Annotated in this window: 18 protein-coding genes; 16 read left to right on the top strand and 2 right to left on the bottom strand. The window is 44.3% G+C overall.

All coding sequences use genetic code 11. The features are described 5' to 3' along the window. Window positions 1–324: 324 nt before the first annotated feature. Window positions 325–777, bottom strand: coding sequence for a DUF2269 family protein (locus AR337_RS18475; RefSeq protein WP_059173508.1), 453 nt, complete (start codon window positions 775–777; stop codon window positions 325–327). Between the two features lie 179 nt (window positions 778–956). Between AR337_RS18475 and AR337_RS18480 the strand changes: the two genes are divergently transcribed. From AR337_RS18480 to AR337_RS18525, 10 genes are all read left to right on the top strand, one after another. Continuing rightward, window positions 957–1,160 carry a hypothetical protein gene (locus AR337_RS18480; RefSeq protein ID WP_059173509.1) on the top strand — a complete coding sequence of 68 codons (204 nt, stop codon included), beginning with the start codon at window positions 957–959 and terminating at the stop codon, window positions 1,158–1,160. Further along, entirely contained in the window at window positions 1,160–1,720 is a 561-nt protein-coding gene (locus AR337_RS18485; RefSeq protein ID WP_059173510.1) for a hypothetical protein, read from the top strand. The genes AR337_RS18480 and AR337_RS18485 overlap by 1 nt, the downstream gene beginning before the upstream one ends. A 146-nt stretch (window positions 1,721–1,866) precedes the next feature. Next, window positions 1,867–3,930 (top strand): Ig-like domain-containing protein, encoded by a 2,064-nt coding sequence (locus AR337_RS18490; protein WP_059173511.1) that lies wholly within the window; start codon window positions 1,867–1,869, stop codon window positions 3,928–3,930. Window positions 3,931–4,203: 273 nt separating this feature from the next. Next, complete coding sequence (locus tag AR337_RS18495; protein WP_059173512.1) at window positions 4,204–4,659, top strand: type II secretion system protein; 456 nt, start codon at window positions 4,204–4,206, stop codon at window positions 4,657–4,659. A gap of 11 nt (window positions 4,660–4,670) precedes the next feature. Next, window positions 4,671–5,087, top strand: a complete 417-nt coding sequence (locus tag AR337_RS18500; protein ID WP_059173513.1) for a PilW family protein — start codon at window positions 4,671–4,673, stop codon at window positions 5,085–5,087. A 15-nt stretch (window positions 5,088–5,102) separates the two neighbouring features. Then, a complete protein-coding gene (locus AR337_RS18505; RefSeq protein ID WP_059173514.1) occupies window positions 5,103–6,473 on the top strand; it encodes a PilX N-terminal domain-containing pilus assembly protein in 1,371 nt (456 codons plus the stop codon). A 402-nt stretch (window positions 6,474–6,875) separates the two neighbouring features. Further along, the gene (locus AR337_RS18510) at window positions 6,876–8,132 is read left to right on the top strand and encodes a M20/M25/M40 family metallo-hydrolase (RefSeq protein WP_059173515.1); all 1,257 of its coding nucleotides are present in this window, start codon (window positions 6,876–6,878) and stop codon (window positions 8,130–8,132) included. Window positions 8,133–8,241: 109 nt separating this feature from the next. Continuing rightward, window positions 8,242–9,030 carry a DUF3100 domain-containing protein gene (locus AR337_RS18515; RefSeq protein ID WP_059173516.1) on the top strand — a complete coding sequence of 263 codons (789 nt, stop codon included), beginning with the start codon at window positions 8,242–8,244 and terminating at the stop codon, window positions 9,028–9,030. Then, on the top strand, window positions 9,030–9,515 hold the full coding sequence (locus AR337_RS18520; protein WP_059173517.1) for a hypothetical protein: 486 nt from the start codon (window positions 9,030–9,032) through the stop codon (window positions 9,513–9,515). Before AR337_RS18515 ends, AR337_RS18520 begins: the two co-directional genes overlap by 1 nt. A 259-nt stretch (window positions 9,516–9,774) precedes the next feature. Further along, on the top strand, window positions 9,775–10,479 hold the full coding sequence (locus AR337_RS18525; RefSeq protein ID WP_059173518.1) for a CPBP family intramembrane glutamic endopeptidase: 705 nt from the start codon (window positions 9,775–9,777) through the stop codon (window positions 10,477–10,479). Here AR337_RS18525 and AR337_RS18530 read toward each other — a convergent pair. Continuing rightward, complete coding sequence (locus AR337_RS18530; RefSeq protein WP_059173519.1) at window positions 10,463–11,191, bottom strand: MerR family transcriptional regulator; 729 nt, start codon at window positions 11,189–11,191, stop codon at window positions 10,463–10,465. The genes AR337_RS18525 and AR337_RS18530 overlap by 17 nt on opposite strands. A gap of 327 nt (window positions 11,192–11,518) precedes the next feature. On the opposite strand from AR337_RS18530, the gene yhfZ reads away from it, so the two are divergent. From yhfZ to AR337_RS18560, 6 genes are read left to right on the top strand one after another with little or no spacing between them, the layout of a single operon-like run. Then, entirely contained in the window at window positions 11,519–12,451 is a 933-nt protein-coding gene (gene yhfZ / locus AR337_RS18535; RefSeq protein ID WP_059173520.1) for a GntR family transcriptional regulator YhfZ, read from the top strand. Window positions 12,452–12,506: 55 nt separating this feature from the next. Continuing rightward, window positions 12,507–12,890, top strand: coding sequence for a PRD domain-containing protein (locus AR337_RS18540; protein ID WP_059173521.1), 384 nt, complete (start codon window positions 12,507–12,509; stop codon window positions 12,888–12,890). Beyond that, on the top strand, window positions 12,887–13,246 hold the full coding sequence (locus tag AR337_RS18545; protein ID WP_059173522.1) for a DUF2620 domain-containing protein: 360 nt from the start codon (window positions 12,887–12,889) through the stop codon (window positions 13,244–13,246). The genes AR337_RS18540 and AR337_RS18545 overlap by 4 nt, the downstream gene beginning before the upstream one ends. Before the next feature lie 27 nt (window positions 13,247–13,273). Continuing rightward, the gene (locus tag AR337_RS18550) at window positions 13,274–14,566 is read left to right on the top strand and encodes a YhfT family protein (protein ID WP_059173523.1); all 1,293 of its coding nucleotides are present in this window, start codon (window positions 13,274–13,276) and stop codon (window positions 14,564–14,566) included. Window positions 14,567–14,581: 15 nt separating this feature from the next. Next, the gene (locus AR337_RS18555) at window positions 14,582–15,508 is read left to right on the top strand and encodes a phosphotriesterase (protein ID WP_059173524.1); all 927 of its coding nucleotides are present in this window, start codon (window positions 14,582–14,584) and stop codon (window positions 15,506–15,508) included. A gap of 49 nt (window positions 15,509–15,557) precedes the next feature. Next, complete coding sequence (locus AR337_RS18560) at window positions 15,558–16,691, top strand: aminotransferase class V-fold PLP-dependent enzyme (RefSeq protein WP_059173525.1); 1,134 nt, start codon at window positions 15,558–15,560, stop codon at window positions 16,689–16,691. Window positions 16,692–16,707 lie beyond the last annotated feature (16 nt).

The raw sequence follows: 16,707 nt of genomic DNA on the forward strand, positions 1-16,707 counted from the left end.
GACTGGTCTTTAAGTAACAGAATCATTGCAAAATTCTATCACTCATGAGGAGGGATTTCCCTGGTTGGAGCGATTTATTCGGATCAAAACGGCTTCTCCGAAAATCCAGCTTAAAACTGGCCCTTCGTTAACCTGATCTTCAACTTAATAGAAAATAGAAGCCAGGGTTCGCCTGGCTTCTGCGTTTTTGCAGGCTCCTGTCGTAGTACCGGAGCGCCAAATAAATCAGTTCATCTTCTTTACGGAGAATTCTCTTCGAACTATCAAAGCGCCACCCCCTGGCGTGGGAAATTACTTGTCGCATGGGCCCATTTTCCAAAAGAATTAAAAGGGCTTGGTGACCATGAGGATGATAAGGATGATGGCGGCGGCGTGTGTGATTTGGTTGAGGCGGTCCATTTGCCGGGCGATGGTGAGGTAGGCTTCGGGCAGGCCGTCTCCTTTGTGCGCGTCGAGGATTTGCTTTTGCTGCTTGATTTTTTTCGGGAGGATGCCGGCGACAATTGGCTGGACGGCAATATAGATGACGATGGAGGCGATGTACCAGAATTCCTTGAAAAGTTTCGGCTCCAGAGCGCCCAAGATGAGTCCGGTCAGCAGGAGGGTGATGCTGCCAATTTTGGCTATTTTCTCGATTCCGTCCAGGACGCCGAAGGTAAATTGCGCTTGCATGGGGGTTTTCGGCTTTTTGGCGATTGCTGGCAAGGCAAAGGTGGCTCCGATTCCGACTATCGCGGCAATTACGTGAATAAGGACGAGGAATTGATAAAAATCCATATTTGTTCCTCCTAGCATTTTTTATTTGGTTGTTACCAAATTATGTTTGGGAATTGTGGAAAATAACGAAACGTTGTAAAAATAATTCGGCTGCCGGAAGACTTGCGGAAAACTCAATCTACTCGACTGGACGGCGATAGTATACAATGGAACAAAATGGGATTATTGGAGGGATCCAAATGTCTGAAAAGGAAAGGGAACGTCTTGAGAAGGAGATGAGGAAGGACCCCGGCTATACCTTCAATGAGGGAATGCGGCATGGTTTTACCGGTTCGCCGGGTGAATTTTTCCGCGGCGGCTGGAAACAGATTCTTTTTAATATAGCGGTACTGGCGTTTGTCATCCTAGCCTTTACTCTATTAATAAGGTGGTTTACTGGCTAATGGTAAAAACGAAGGAGCTCAGCGGCGGACAAAAAGCCGTTTTAAAGGGGATTGCGGCAATCCTGCCGACGTTCATCTTAATCGAATTATTCATAAGGCTGTTCCCGTATACCGGCCTTGCACGCATTATTGCTATCCCTTGGATTCTTTGCATAAACGTTTCACTTGTAGGTGCGGCAATTTACTTCATCCGAAAAGGAACCGCCCTCGGCAGAAACAAACTAGTTTGGCCTGTGACAATTCTACTTACACTTATCACAACGATCGTCTTTTACCCACAGGAAGGCAGTCCCCATGTAGCCGTTCAAATCCGGGACAGCCTCGCAGCGTTGAAGAATTATAACGAGATCAAGCCGGAGGACATGGAAGAGGATGACGAGGAAAAATACGTCGTCGCACTCTATAAATTCCAGAAAGACATCCCGCTGGATGGAACTTTTTACCTTTATGGGCGTAAAGATGAGGAGGATGAGCAAATACATACTCTTGCTGATATCCCGCGCAAGCTGTACCCTCACCACAGGCTGATGTGGCGATATTTGGAGGCGAACTGGAATTGAGCCACGAAAAAGTTTGCCCCTTTTAAAAGTTTAGTAATATAACTTTTTCATCCTAGAAGGAAGTTACTGAGATTGAGGGAATTCTTTCCCATTTCAAACTAATTAATATATTTATATAATTTAGTTTGAAAAGGGGGTTTTACATAATGAGAAAGATTTCAATTTTATTCATGTCCTTGCTGTTGCTTGTGGCTCCTCTAACGGCGAATGCGGCGACCAGCAATGTGACAACGGTGGACAGGGCTATCGTACAAATGCAAAAAGCCTACCACCAGTACAGTGATGTGACGGCGACTGGAAAATTCGCCAACATCAATGATGTTTACAAGCAATACAACGCGGCCAAAGCGGCATATGCGAGCGCCAGGGCAGCTGTTGTGAAAAGCGGCGGAACGCAAAAGGCGTCCCTGCTTTTAAAATTGGATACGAACTACAAAACGTACATCACCGAACGGGTCATCCCGTACATTGACGCGTACAACTACACGGTCAAAAACATCCAGGCGAATACGGCAGCGCTGCAGAAGAGCATCAATGCCGGAGACCTTGATGGCGTCCAGGAGTCCTACCACGAAATTTCTTACCAGCTGAAGGCGCGGACCGTCATCATTTACCGTGTATACGGCTTGACGACGCGGAACCTCTTCAAAACTTACAAGCAAGAGGCACAAGATCTCCGCGACAGCATGGTATACGATGTTTCCGTTGCCATGAAGCTTGACCAGCTCAACAAGCTGCTTGACGGAGGGCTCGCAGATTCGGAACTCGCTGACGCGAAAGATGCGGCTGGCCAGGTGAACCAGTACCTGCCAAAGGTCAGCGGCACATTCAAGGCTAAGCTGACCGAGCAAGCCGATGTGATCATGCCGAAATACGAGGCAGTGCGCCCGGCGGTTGTGACAGGCGTGGCAGCAGTGAACGGAACTGTAACCGTTTCGCTGGATAAGCAAGTAACCGAAGTGCCTAAAGACCTTATTTTTGTAAAAAATGGCCAGGCCATCGAGCTTGCGGGTGACGCGATAACAGTTGAAGGGAACAAGTTAGTCGTTGCGGTCCCAAAGGTGGAGCGGACGACTGTGAAGCAGGAAATCATTTATGGAGTAAAGCTTGGCAGCGGTGAAGCTGTAAATGCTGCTACATTGGTGCTTGAAGCACTAGTGGCTCCGGAAACTCCGGTTTTAACCGGGATTGGCGGCGAGGTTGTGAAGTCGGCGACCCCAGCGGTTAATGCTGTGGAAGGCGTGAAGTACACGGCTGTCCTAAAAAAGGACGGGGTGGAAGTGAGCGGCTACACGCTCGGCACGGAAATCCTTGAAGAAGGCAAGTACGAATTGACTGTTACCGCCGAGCATGACGGGTTAACCTCATCGGCCACGGCAACGTTTACAGTTGACACTACGCCACCAGCGGTTACGTTCGATGTGGCGGATGAAACAGTTTACGAGGGTGCCTATGTGGTCAATGGAACTGTGGAAGCTGGCGCATCGGTTACCGTAAACGGAGAAGCGGCAGCGGTTGATTCGGAAGGACATTTTACAAAGGAAATTACTTTGGCAGAAGGTGCGAACCGGATTGTTGTTGCAGCTGCGGACGCGGCAGGCAACACTACGGCAGAACTTGCCAAGGCTGTGACGTATGTTGTGAAAGTTTCCTCGGTCGGATTGCCACAGAGCGCGACTGTGAAAATTGGCGGCACGAAGCAGTTGAGCGCGGTTGTATCGCCGGCGAATGCGACGAACAAGACTGTTGTTTGGGAGACTTCGGACGCGGGTGTGTCGCTCGTCGATGAAAACGGGCTTGTGACAGGTGTCGCGGAAGGAACGGCGACCATCACAGCAACAGCAGACGGGAAAAGCGCGAGCACGGTTATCACTGTGAGCGACAGGCCGCAGCTTGTGCTGAACAGCTATCCATCGGTGCTCATCAACACCGTCATCCAGTCGCTGTCGATCAATGTGTACAGCCGTGACGAACAGGCTGTCACCGTCGAAAAGGTCGAGCTTTACGAAAAAGGCAAGCTCTACACAACGTATACGGCGTCTGAACTCGAAGCAGCCGGAATTGGAACAACCATCAATCCATACTCAAGCTGGGGCTTCAGCGTCAATTTCAAATTCGGCATGTGGCTCGACAACAGCAAAACAATCACCACCGTAAAAACACAAAGCGGCAAAACCTTTGAATTTGAAACACCAATAAAATCACTATAAAAAAGTGCCTATCACTACTAGATAGACATTTGAAAAAGCAGATTGGGAGTTAATCCTGGTCTGCTTTTTTTTTCTAAGTAATGCCTTAGTTTGGCGGATCCTAAAAACCTCTCCAGATATCCCGTTTGCCCTCATGTATCTTTCAAGGTACCGCCGCTGTTTTTTCACATCAGGGAATTGTTTGTATGGCTCCGTACTGATAAAATAGATTTAATAAGAGGAAAATGTCACACATTGTTATATTTAGTTATTTTTTGCAAAGGAAAATAAACTATGAAACTATCTTCTATTCTAAAATCACAGCAAGGGTTTTCATTGATAGAAATATTGGCTGCGATGATGATTCTCACTATTATCATCGTTTCCATGCTACCTATGTTTGCTCAATCTTCGCGTTCCAATACTTTTTCAAAAAACATGATTGATGCAACGTATGTGGCTGAAGCGCATATGGAGACTGTTTACAACGTGATTTCGACGGTACCTTCGCTCGATAGCGCGGAGAAATCACTGAAAGATGCCCCTTATGGCTATACACCAACAACGAGAGATTGTCCAACCGACAGCAAGTGTTTTGAAAAAACTGGCGGCGGACATTACACTTTCATCCAGATAACCAATTCAGTAAGCTCGAAAGAATTGGCCAAAGTTAAGGTGAAAGTGTATAAGGATTCTACTAAAGCCGTTAAGGAAGCACAAATGGAAACTTTACTAACCTGGAACCAATAGGAGGCTTCAACATGCTGAAAAATCAGAAAGGCATGTCTTTGGCAGAGGTGCTGGCAGGTGTTGCGCTCCTCTCACTTATCCTTCTGCTTGGCAGCTCGGTTTTCCTTTTTGGACAAAAACAGGCCATCAATCAAACCGCGCAAGTTCAAAATCAAGCCGATGTCCGCCTTGGTCTGAATATTATCACAAAAGAGATCAGGAAGGCATCAAGCGTGAACGTAAACAGCAATGTCCTGACGATTAATGATACAGACATTTATAAACTTGAAAACGGAAATGTTACAAAAAATGGTCATCCGATCATTACCAGCCTCAAGGATTTCAAAATCCAAATGACTGACAATAAAGTTACGATATCAATGTCCGCAAACAACACTCCGAACAATCCACAGACAACGTTATCAACGACGATTTATATCCGAAAATAGGAAAGCTAACCGGAAATGAGTGAGACCGTGAGACAAGCAAAGGCAATTTTAAAAAATGAAAAGGGCATGGCAATGGTGTTGGTTCTGCTTGTTTTGGTTGTTATTGTTATTATGGGGCTCAGCATGATGGCGATGGCGGCGAACAATATGAGGATGGGCACGGTCGAGCGCAGCTACCAGTCCGCTTATTACATTGCGGAAGCGGGTGCGACGGCCAGATTGAACGAGATGAGTCCGGCTATCAGAGCGGTATATAAGAATGCAGCGACACGGGATAGTTTTTTTAGTGGAATCGATTCGGCCCTTGAACTTGGCGTGGAGAAATCCTATACAGATTTCGAGGAGTCATTCGGTGATAAGCCGGTCGCGAAAGTGAAGATAGAAAAGCTGGCTAGCGATACAATCATTTCCTATACAATGGACTATAAAATTACTTCTACCGGAATGATTAATAACCGGAAGAGGACGGTTTCAAGGGTTGTCCACGTATCATGGAAGCCGAAGAGTGTTGTAAACATCCCGGCGGACACCGTCCTTTTCGGAAAAGATAGCATTGTAATTTCAAACACCCCCATCGACGGGAGTATCGCTACCAATGCTACAAAGGAAAGCGGAAATGTAAAAATTAATGGTAATGAAGTAAATATTAGTGATAGTAAAGTAAAATACGATGCCAAAACGCCCGTCAACCTTCCACCATTCCCGGGCTTTTCGGTGCCTAACACTGCCGTTAATTTTTCAGGTAATCTATTAAAAATGAATCGGGATATGGTGTTCAAAACATTTTCGGTGAATAGTTTAACCCCGTTGACCATCGATGTGGGTGATTATAACCGCAATCTTGTTGTACAGAATTTGGATATCCAACAAAATGGACAAATTACCATTATCGGAAAAGGAAAACTGTCCATATTTGCTGAAAATATTAAGCTGGGTAGTGGCTCAGTGATTAATACGGGCAAGGATTTGAGCAAGCTTTATTTATTTTTGAAAGGTCCGGGGACGTCGCTGGACAACGGTTTAATTTACGGTTCGATGTACGCGAATGATTTGCAACTATCAAAAAATGCCAATTTGGCAGTAAGTGTTACGACGGGAGTGCAGGGACACATCATCACCGGGGGAACATCGGGGATCAAGCTAAGCGGAAGTCCGATTCTTTATCCAAGGATGATTTATGCACCAAGTGCAACTGTAGACTTAGACGCTACGTTTACCGGCTCAATCATTGCGAACAAAATAATTTCCAACGGTGCAAATAAAACCGGAAAATACGAATACGTCCAAATCAATTACGAAAATTCACCGATCTATGTTGACACTGGCGGGAACGATACCCCCGTCCAGGACAGCATCGTCATCGACCCAATCCGGGAAACCAACTAGAGTACAAACAATAGAAAAAGGCTGCTGAAGCAAAATGCTCAGCAGCCTTTTTCATTCATCAGATGCCAGGCCCATTCCGACATGCTTTTCCCCGATTCGGTGCCTGGATGTTCATCTCTGTCATGCAAGATTGCTTGGAGGGGTAAACTATTTTAGTAAATAAAAAATTATTTTTCTACGTTTACGACCTGTGTTTTTTACCAATTTTGAATTGATTGACTATTGTTGTTTTGCGCTATACATTGGGTTTTTCTTGTTGGCTGACTGGAAAATGCTAACCTAAATACAAACGATTTTTATTCTAAAAACCAAAATATTCGTATTGACGGCATGTCTATGTTTGACTAAGATATTGTAGTAATAAATAATTATACTCCACGAGTGAACGGGGGCGTTTGTGAAATGTTATTCAAAAAGCAATATCAGGATATCGCGGAGCTGTCGAAAAAGATCTTCCAGAACCCCGAGCTAGGCTACAAGGAGTTCGAAACGAAAATGACCGTCAGGGATTTTTTGCAGAAAATCAATCCCGACATTGAGATTGAGGAATTCAGTACCACTGGCCTGAAAACCTCGCTAGGAACCCAAACTGGCCTGAACATTGCGTTCATTGCCGAGCTGGACGCCGTCTATGCGCCAAGCCACAAGTGGTCAAATCCGGAAACCGGCGCGGCCCACAACTGCGGACACTACACACAGGTTGGCATTGCGCTCGCGCTGTACAGCTACCTTTACCAGACGGAAGCGTACAAAAATTACGATTTCAAAATAACGTTCGTGTTCGTTCCAGCCGAGGAATACCTCGACCTGGCGTATCGCGCAAAACTTGTAGCTGATAAGACAATCAGTTATTACGGCGGCAAGCCGGAAGCGATGAAGCTGGGCGTGTTCGATGATATTGACCTTGGAATTTGTGTCCATGCGATGGGCGGCGAATTCCCGGAGCGAACGATTGAAGTCAACTGCGACCTGGCCGGCTTTTTATACAAAAAATACATATTCAAAGGTAAGGCGACCCATGCCGGGTTCGATCCTTTTTCGGCTAAAAATGCTTATAGCATGTCCACACTTTTTAATGTGGCACTGGGACTTAGCCGCCAGCAGCTCAGGGACGATGAAATGGTGCGGATTAATCCGATTGTGATGGAATCCGACATGTCCACCAATGTCATCCCGAATCAGATTACAGTGGGCAGCGATGTTAGGACCCAATCGGTTGACTACATGAAAGAGGTCGTCAAGCGGATGGATGACGCGGCGATCGGCAGTGCCCGCGCGCTTCAGGGGGAAGTCGAGATTGAAACGCAAATGGGTTACCTGCCTTTCGTCCAGGACCGCTACTTGAACGAGTTCGTCATTAGCGCATTTGAAAAAAACGATGAAATTGCCGCGATCAAAAACAACAATCCAATCAGTGCTGCCGGCGATATCGGGGACCTTTCCTACCTGTTCCCGTGCATCCAGGTCGGGTACAGCGGATTTACCGGTACGATCCATGGCGATGATTTTATAGATATCGATCCGGAATACATTTTTGAGGTGTTCCCAAGGTTCATGGCCCAGGTACTCGAGGAAATGGACGGGAAAATTGACCGCGGGAAGCTGTACAAGCGTTCCTTCGCGGACTACGAAAAATTGCTAGCGACGATTTTGGAATAGGGGACTGGATATGTTACCGGGCCGTTGGATGGCAAATCCAGTCGGCCGTGGCACCTAAACCCCAATCCCTGACCTTTAATAAAACTAACCACAACAGGAGAGGCTGACTATGAAATCGAAATTTATTTATTTACTCGTATTTGTCCTGCTTGTCATCACTGCCGCTGAATTTATTGGTTTCCAGGCAATTACGATTGGAACTTTCAAAATCGGCCTATTGCCGCTAGTGTTTGCCATCCTGATTACAATGGTTTTGGGGATGCCTGTGTTTCGAAAGGGAATTTTAAAGAATATCTACAGCCGGGAGAATGTCCTGTTTTCCAGCAAGTATTTGATATTCATCATGCTTCCGTTAATGGCGAGATATGGGGCGGATGTTGCGCCGCATCTGCAGGAAATTCTTAAGCTTGGCTGGATTTTTCTTATCCAGGAGCTTGGGAATTTGGGGACAGTCATTCTTGGGCTGCCGGTTGCGCTGTTTCTCGGTCTACGGCGAGAAGCCATTGGTTCGACTCTCGGGCTTGGCCGTGAAGGAGAGCTTGCGTATATTACCGAAAAATATACGCTTGAGTCACCTGAAGGGCGCGGGGTATTGTCGCTCTATATCATTGGCACGCTGTTTGGCGCGATTTTCTTCAGCATCCTGGCGCCGATCCTGCTTGACCTTGGCTTCCGCGTCGAGGCACTCGCGATTGCTTCGGGCATGGGCTCGGCAAGCATGATGACAGCATCGTCCTCGAGCCTAGTCGCAAGGATGCCAGAATTGCAAAGCACTATTTTGGCATACGCATCCGCGAGCCAGCTTTTGACCAGCTTCCTCGGGACGTTCACAATGGTCTTCCTTGCCGTTCCGCTGCAGCGCTTCATGTACCGTCTATTTGTAAGGGGTGAAAAATAATGGCCGCTGGATTAAATAAATATGTAAAATTCGGACTGATTTTATTGCTCAGCATCGGGCTGATCTTATTCACCCAGCAAATCAAACTGATAAAAAACCCGGCGTCAACGCCGATTTCAGTTTTGACCATTTACGGATTGATTGTATTGTGGATGTTTTCCTTCATTGGCATCCTGATTTCCGATTTTGCGAAAAAGGCTCCCGTAGGATTCATTAAGGACTTCCCGGTCCTCGGCTGGGTCGCGATTACGTCGCTTGTTTTCTGCTCTGTCTCAGACTGGTTCATAAAGGCAATCGGTGCAGTCGACTTCCTATCCATTACAACACCAATCCTGACCTTTGCGGGAATCTCAGTCGTCGACCAACTAGTGGACTTAAGGAAAACCTCCTGGAAAGTCGCCATCGTCGCCGTCTTCGTCTTCACCGGCACCTACATCGGCAGCGCATTGCTAGCCCAATTCGGACTCATCGTATCAGGAAAGTAATTTCTTAACACAAATCGCAGTATATTTCACAGTTAAAAAGGCTTAGAGTTCATCGACTCTAAGCCACTTTTTTACTATTTTATTTCACTAAAGCACCGTTAAGTGTAATTCTTGACAAAGTTAAGAAGTGAGTTGATTATTTTATTGGAAACATTTTCATGAGAAGGATTTAGAATTTAGTTTTCGTAAGAAATCAGTAAAAAATGCTTGCAGGTTACGTAACGTCATCTTTTACTCTTTAAATTAAGGGGGTAATTAAATGAATAATCGTGAAATGTACTTTCTCAAATCGCCGTGGACATGGAAAGAACTAGTCAAACTACTTATATTGGTGTTAGTGATAGTTCCAATCTTTATAGAGTATCAGTTAAAGGAATATTTGTTATCTGTATTACAAAATGATCTTTATTCAGGAACATTGATAGGACTTATAATGTCAATTATCTTTATGTTTGGACTGTATTTTATTGCACTAAGGCCAAATAACCTTAGTTGGAAGGAAGTCGGTTTAGTAAGATTTTCTACAAATTATTGGAAAGCAATTATTGGATGGACATTTGTATTAATTGTAATAAGCATCGCAATGGTTGTTGTCATGGAGATTCTTTTAGGTGTTGGGCCGGAGAATAGTAAGACTGATAGCCTACAGTCAAGAATGACCCTACTTAACTTTTTGATTGGATTTGTATCTGCAGCAATTATTTCGCCGTTATATGAAGAAATATTTTACCGAGGGTTCCTTTATCGATTCTTACGTAGCAAATTTGGAATACCTATAAGCATATTAGGTAGTTCATTTATTTTTATGATAGTTCACATTCCAACCTTCAATACATTACCAATAAATTTGGTTTCTGGTCTTATATTTGCATGGACGTATGAAAAGTCAGGTTCTATCGTTCCGGCAATAATAATACATGGAATATTTAATGGAATTGCCGTCATCCTTACTGCCCTTGGATGATTGCATAAGCCTCTTCGATAAAATCTATAATTTCCTGCTTTATTGGATATAGATTTAGTTCATTTGAAGATTCTTGAGATCGACGTACCTCCCAAAACTTTGTCAAAAGGTTTTGATCCCCTTGAAACGTTTCCTCAGAAAGAATCTCCATGTCTTCTATAATAAGCTTAGCCTGTTCAGATCCTGGGGAGGTATCTTCCAGTATGCATAATTCAATCCGTTTAACCAGATTAATCCATTTTTTTACGGATAAATTATCCTTTTCTAATTTCGGTAGAGTCTCATATAATTTCTCTTGTTCTTCTATAGAGAAAAACGAGCTCCAGGTTCTATTCTGTTCTGGTGGGACTACTAGTGAGATAAGGTCTTCCCAATGAATCGTACCTTCTAATTTAAGAATGTGAAGCAAAGAAGTTGTATGTGCAATCGATGTTTGTATGTTAAATAATTGCTCTTTCAAATATGATTTATGAGCTATTAGAATGGTCTCTGTCGATTGGTCTTTTATAATCCTTTTTATTTCATCGAGTGGAAGAGCAAGGGATTTAAGTAGAATAACTTTTTCAAAATTTAAGCAGTCCTCTACAGAATAGAAACGTTTACCTCCCTCGCCTAGTTTTGATGGACGAACAACGCCGATTTGATCGTAATATCTAATGGTCCTAACTGAAACCTTGAAACGCTTTGCTAATTCTCCACTTGATATTAACATTGTTCCTCTCCTTAACTTTAAATTAATAGTATTTTGTAATTATGCTTATTAAGCATAACTGCTTGTTAGTTCAACCTTCCCCCTTAAATTGATTGTATCTTTATTGTACTAAACGCACCGTTAGAGTAAGTACTTTCCTTTATTTATACAAAGTTTGCACCTTAGAAGTAAACCCGTCAAGTGATTTACTAACAAGTTCAATTTTTTAGAATGTAGAGGTGATCCTGCCAATTATACTAAAAATAGTTCTTGTTAAATTATTTTGTAAGCGCTATATTTATAATATACAGAATATTGTATATTGCATAAGGTTAAGGTTGTGATGAAATGTCTCGGATTTGGGAAAGTTTATGTTCTAAAAATGGCCTGGCAGCCAGGTACATTGCAAAAGAATTGTTGGAAATTGAGGAAGGGAAGCGCATTCCACGGGTCAGTGACTTTACTGAAAAGCTGGACTTGGGAAGAGGGACAGTACAAGGGGCAATAAAAGTGCTGGAAGATTTACATGCCATCCAATTGGAATCTCGTGGGCATTTAGGGACATTCTTGCGAAAAAGGGATGTAAATTTGCTCTATGAAATTGCGGGAATCGGGCCAATCATTGGTGTAATGCCGCTTCCATATTCCAGAAGGTATGAAGGACTGGCTACCGGACTAATTGAGGAACTCCAAAGTTTAAATGTTAAAGTGGGCCTCGCATACATGCGAGGGTCAGTGCCCCGGATTGAAGCCTTAAAATCCCGCCGATATGATTTTTCAATCATGTCTTTATTGGCGGCTGAGGAAGCAGTCAGGCGATTTGATGGTCTTGAAATTATAAAAGACTTTGGAGCAGAATCATATGTTTCTTCCCACAAAATCTTTTTTTCAAATGAGGGGTTCGACTCAATTAAAGACGGAATGAGAGTGGGAATTGATTACTCCTCTGTTGATCAGGCAGAAATCACTTTGCGCGAGTGTAAAGGCAAACAGGTTGAGTTAATTGAATCAGGTTATATGCAGCTTTTTTCGATGCTTAAAAAAGGCACGATTGATGCAGCTGTTTGGAATGCAGATGAAGAAAATACTCTTCAAACTTTTCCTTCATCAGATTTTACATCCAAAGAGGCAAAAGAACTGGCAGCCAAGGCAACTACGGCTGTTGTGATAGTTGAGTCTATCCGGAATGAAATCAAAGAGCGGATTCAGTCCATAAGGATAGAGAATGTCATTCATATTCAGCGTCTCGTTATTGAAGGGAAAAAGTATCCTCATTACTAAGAGAACTGTTTTCCTTTGTAACAAATATACTAAATACAGTATTTTGGAGGTTAATATGGATATCCAGGGTCTTGAAGAAAGACTTGCTATTTTAACAGTTTCTGAAGTTGTGACAGAAAGGTCGGCGAAGATTTGCCTGGATGCATTCAGTCAGCTGCAAAGGCGTTTGGGCGCTGAGAAAATTGAGAACTCCGAAATGTTGTTTACACATTTACCGACAGCGATTACTAGAATTGAAAGGGGTGAAGAGATAAAAGGGCCAATGCCTGAACTAATGGCAGAGGTAAAACAATCAGAATGGTTTGATGAAGCAATGGAAGAAATTCGTTACATAGAAACAATTCACGGAAAACCATTGCCACCAGAAGAAATAGATTATTTGTTGCTTCACTATACGACTGTCTTTTTGCAAAACCAAAATAGGAGAGTGATGGAATGAAAATTGTAATTGGCGGCCAGGTGGATAAAAGGGAGATTGAAAGTTTAGTAAAAGACCTTGATGGCAGCATAACGACAATGGTTAAATCCGATCTCGAGGCTGCAATGGCAGTCAAAACCGGCCAGGCTGATTATTATCTTGGCGCCTGCCATACAGGTGGCGGCGGTGCATTGGCTATGGCTATTGCACTCTTGGGAAAACCGAAATGTGAAACGGTCTCAATGCCAGGAAAAAGGCCCGTGGAGGCTAATGTGACTCAAGCAGTTAATGAAGGAAAGGTAGCATTTGGCTTTACGGCTGACCATAAAGAGCAGGCAGTTCCAATGATTCTATCAGCAACAAAAAATAAGGCGTAAACCTACATTTAATAGGGGGGAAATACGATGGAAATGACGTTAATTGTCTTAATCGGTGCTGTTGCTGCTGTTTTGGCGAATATGAATATCGCGGTGTTTAACGATGGACTCCGCCCAATTGTTTCGGAACATACAGAGGGCCGGCTAACAAGAAGAGACCTAGCATTCACCGCATTTGCTATGAGTTTCGGCCTGGTAATTGGCTTTGGGATACCCTTCACATTAACGGCCAGTATTATTCTGATTCACAGTATCCTGCTTGGGACTGACATTATCGGGCTGATGACCCCGAAGAACAAGTGGGGAACCCCTGTAGCAGCTATCATTGGCGGTGCTTATGGCGCCGGTTTGCTCGTTGGGCTTGAGGGTTTCGTAAAGCTCTTTGAAAAACTTCCCCTGAACTTTTTGCCGGCCATGGGCCAGGTTGGTGCGCCGGTTGTCGTTACGTTTATGGCATTCCCCGCACTAGCAGTCGCTTTTCAGTTCACTGTAAAAAAAGGTCTCTTAACGTTCCTCGTTTCTGCACTTGTCCGCCAATTGGCTGTTTTTGTAAATGAAAATAAATTTTTGACCTTCTCTGATACAACCGTCACTCTTAACCAGGAAGGTATGGCTCTTATTACAGGTATGATATTCCTTCTAGTTTTTGCAATGAAAGAAAAGAAAGAGGATGGCACTTCAATCGACCTGGCAGCCATCTTCAGTGACAAGGTAGCTAAAATTCGAAAGAACGTTGTTTTCTTTATGATAATTGGAGGCTTAATTGCAGCCGCAACGAACTTGGCCATCATGGCTGGCGATCCTATTTCCCTCAATCTGTTAGCTGATGGCAAAGCGACTGATGCGGGTATTGCAGCTGCCGCGCGGGCTCTTGGATTCATTCCGCTTATAGCGAGTACGGCAATTGCGACGGGTGTATACAGCCCGGTTGGCTTCACCCTCATATTTGTTGTCGGCTTGTTCTCACCGAATGTTTGGGTAGCGTTAATTGCTGGGGTAATTGTTATTTTCCTAGAAGTCATGCTTTTGTCTAGTATTGCGAGATTTTTGGATAAATACCCTGGCATCCGCAACTCTGGAGAAAACATCCGTAGCGCGATGACAAAACTGCTTGAAGTAGCACTGTTAATCGGTGGCGCCAATGCAGCCAATGCCATTGCCCCGGGATTTGGCTTCTTCTTCATCGCTGGCACTTACTTGTTGAATGAGGCTGCCGGCCGTCCGATTGTGCGCATGGCCGTAGGACCGGTTGGTGCAATTCTTGTCGGGATTATCGCAAATATTCTTGTAGCGTTGGGGATTATGACAATTCCACAATAGGAATGAGGTAATAAAATGATACAAACAATCCTAGGGAAAATAAATCCTGAGGAATTAGGTGTATGCTCGGTTCATGAACATCTGTCAATCGACCTTTCCAGAATCAAGAAGGATCCTGATACAATCCTTGATGATGAGCAGGGGATGCTTGAAGAGCTGCAGGATTTTTATCGGTTGGGCGGCCGGTCGATGGTTGAAGTGACGAATGATGGCATGGGCAGGAATGTTAACAGACTTAAGAGGCTCAGTGAGCAATCCGGCGTGCATATCATTACCTGTACAGGTTTTTATAAGGATCCGTTTATTCCTGAATTTGCTAAAAGGTGGGATGCTGAAGAATTTGCAAGGCATTTTATTCGTGAGGCAAAAGAAGGGATAGAAGGTACTGGCATCCTTCCAGGCGTTATCGGCGAGGTTGGTACTAGTAAGGACGAAATGAAACCTATAGAAAAAGAGTTGTTAATTGGAGCGGCAGTTGCAGGGAAGGAAACCGGGCTTCCTGTTACAACTCATACCACACTTGGGACATTGGGATTTGAACAAGTCCAATTATTGACCTTCCACGGCTTGCCGGTCGATCAAATTATCATTGGCCATCAGGACCTTAATCCTAATAAGGATGAGGTTCTGGCTGTCCTGGAAACGGGCGTATTCATTGATTTTGACACCATCGGCAAAAACAACTACCGCCCAGATGAAGAGCGGGTTGACTTTTTGCTCGATTTCATTGAACGCGGATATGAAAAACAAATCCTTTTATCAGCGGATTTAACAAGAAAGTCGCATTGGAAAAAGCATGGCGGCCCTGGCTACGGACTTGTTTTGGAGACATTTATTCCAAGGCTTAAAGATGCAGGTGTACCTCAGGAAGTTATCAATCTATTCTTGGTTTCCAATCCAGCAAGGGCTTTTACGATAGGTTCTATTAAACACGGCTGTTGATAATCAACATACTTCTTTAATAAGCCTTACGAATAAGGAGTGAGACAGGATGCCAGGATATGATCCTAGTAAACTGAAATATGCAGAATCCGTATTGCCAAGCTTGTCCATTGAAGAGGCAAAAGAATTACAGTTCAGGCTCGTCCATATGATGAGCAGGCATTTTGAAGGAAAGCAGTTCTTATCGATGGGGGATTTGGGCGTCTCACCAAAATGGAAGCGCCCAGAACAGACCTATTTTGCAGAGCGGGCGATTGCCGATTTTTTTGAAACGGAGGAGTGCGCACTCGTAAGGGGAGCAGGTACAGGAGCGATTCGCACTGTCTTGAGTGCGCTTCTTTCCGCTGGAGAAAAAATGATTATCCATAGTGCCCCGGTTTACATGACTACGAAGGAAACAATCCGTATTCTTGGATTGAATCCGGTTAGTGTGGATTATAACAGGATTGAGGATGTGCGGGACGCGGTCAACTCGATAAGAGACGCGAAGGTTTTTTATATTCAGCATGCGCGGCAGCAGCCTAATGACACTTATAGCCTAAAGGAAGTTATTTCGGCAGTAAAAAGTGTCCGTCCCGACCTGCCGATTGTGGTAGATGATAACTATTGCGCTTTTAAAACGTATGGAATTGGCGTTGAATATGGAGCGGATTACTCTACCTTTTCTGGTTTTAAAGTTTTAGGCCCTGAAGGCATCGGCATCATTGTAGGGAAAAAGGAAGCAATCAATCTTGTTCATGAACGGAATTATTCAGGCGGCGGACAGGTTCAGGGATATGAAGCGATGGAGCTGCTTAGGATGATGACGTTCGCCCCGGTTTCGCTTGCGATTCAAAACGAACAGGTGGAGGAACTTTGCAGGCGTTTAAATGAAGGGGAAGTACCTGGTATCGGTTCGGCCTATATGACAAACGCCCAGTCTAAAAATGTCATTGTAGAATTGGATAACCCAATCGCCAAAAAGGTAATTTCCATCAGTGATGCCAAAGGCGCGGCAACCCATCCGGTCGGGGCGGAGTCGAAATATGAAATCATACCAATGATTTACCGTGTTTCCGGAAGCTTTATCGAGGCCCAGCCTCACCTCAAGGACTATGGGTTGAGGATCAATCCGATGAAAGCAGGGGCGTCGACGATCATTTCGATTTTGCAAAAAGCGATTCCGAAAGCAATGGAAACATGAGATATACATCGATAGA

Source organism: Bacillus sp. FJAT-27445, from assembly GCF_001510665.1.
In the GTDB taxonomy this organism is placed as follows: Bacteria; Bacillota; Bacilli; order Bacillales; family Cytobacillaceae; genus Bacillus_D.

Excerpts from the sequence above, each read along its gene's own strand:
- AR337_RS18475 (WP_059173508.1), bottom strand. The coding sequence starts at position 777 with ATGGATTTTTATCAATTCCTCGTCCTTATTCACGTAATTGCCGCGATA.
- AR337_RS18480 (WP_059173509.1), top strand. The coding sequence starts at position 957 with ATGTCTGAAAAGGAAAGGGAACGTCTTGAGAAGGAGATGAGGAAGGAC.
- AR337_RS18485 (WP_059173510.1), top strand. The coding sequence starts at position 1,160 with ATGGTAAAAACGAAGGAGCTCAGCGGCGGACAAAAAGCCGTTTTAAAG.
- AR337_RS18490 (WP_059173511.1), top strand. The coding sequence starts at position 1,867 with ATGAGAAAGATTTCAATTTTATTCATGTCCTTGCTGTTGCTTGTGGCT.
- AR337_RS18495 (WP_059173512.1), top strand. The coding sequence starts at position 4,204 with ATGAAACTATCTTCTATTCTAAAATCACAGCAAGGGTTTTCATTGATA.
- AR337_RS18500 (WP_059173513.1), top strand. The coding sequence starts at position 4,671 with ATGCTGAAAAATCAGAAAGGCATGTCTTTGGCAGAGGTGCTGGCAGGT.
- AR337_RS18505 (WP_059173514.1), top strand. The coding sequence starts at position 5,103 with ATGAGTGAGACCGTGAGACAAGCAAAGGCAATTTTAAAAAATGAAAAG.
- AR337_RS18510 (WP_059173515.1), top strand. The coding sequence starts at position 6,876 with ATGTTATTCAAAAAGCAATATCAGGATATCGCGGAGCTGTCGAAAAAG.
- AR337_RS18515 (WP_059173516.1), top strand. The coding sequence starts at position 8,242 with ATGAAATCGAAATTTATTTATTTACTCGTATTTGTCCTGCTTGTCATC.
- AR337_RS18520 (WP_059173517.1), top strand. The coding sequence starts at position 9,030 with ATGGCCGCTGGATTAAATAAATATGTAAAATTCGGACTGATTTTATTG.
- AR337_RS18525 (WP_059173518.1), top strand. The coding sequence starts at position 9,775 with ATGAATAATCGTGAAATGTACTTTCTCAAATCGCCGTGGACATGGAAA.
- AR337_RS18530 (WP_059173519.1), bottom strand. The coding sequence starts at position 11,191 with ATGTTAATATCAAGTGGAGAATTAGCAAAGCGTTTCAAGGTTTCAGTT.
- yhfZ (WP_059173520.1), top strand. The coding sequence starts at position 11,519 with ATGTCTCGGATTTGGGAAAGTTTATGTTCTAAAAATGGCCTGGCAGCC.
- AR337_RS18540 (WP_059173521.1), top strand. The coding sequence starts at position 12,507 with ATGGATATCCAGGGTCTTGAAGAAAGACTTGCTATTTTAACAGTTTCT.
- AR337_RS18545 (WP_059173522.1), top strand. The coding sequence starts at position 12,887 with ATGAAAATTGTAATTGGCGGCCAGGTGGATAAAAGGGAGATTGAAAGT.
- AR337_RS18550 (WP_059173523.1), top strand. The coding sequence starts at position 13,274 with ATGGAAATGACGTTAATTGTCTTAATCGGTGCTGTTGCTGCTGTTTTG.
- AR337_RS18555 (WP_059173524.1), top strand. The coding sequence starts at position 14,582 with ATGATACAAACAATCCTAGGGAAAATAAATCCTGAGGAATTAGGTGTA.
- AR337_RS18560 (WP_059173525.1), top strand. The coding sequence starts at position 15,558 with ATGCCAGGATATGATCCTAGTAAACTGAAATATGCAGAATCCGTATTG.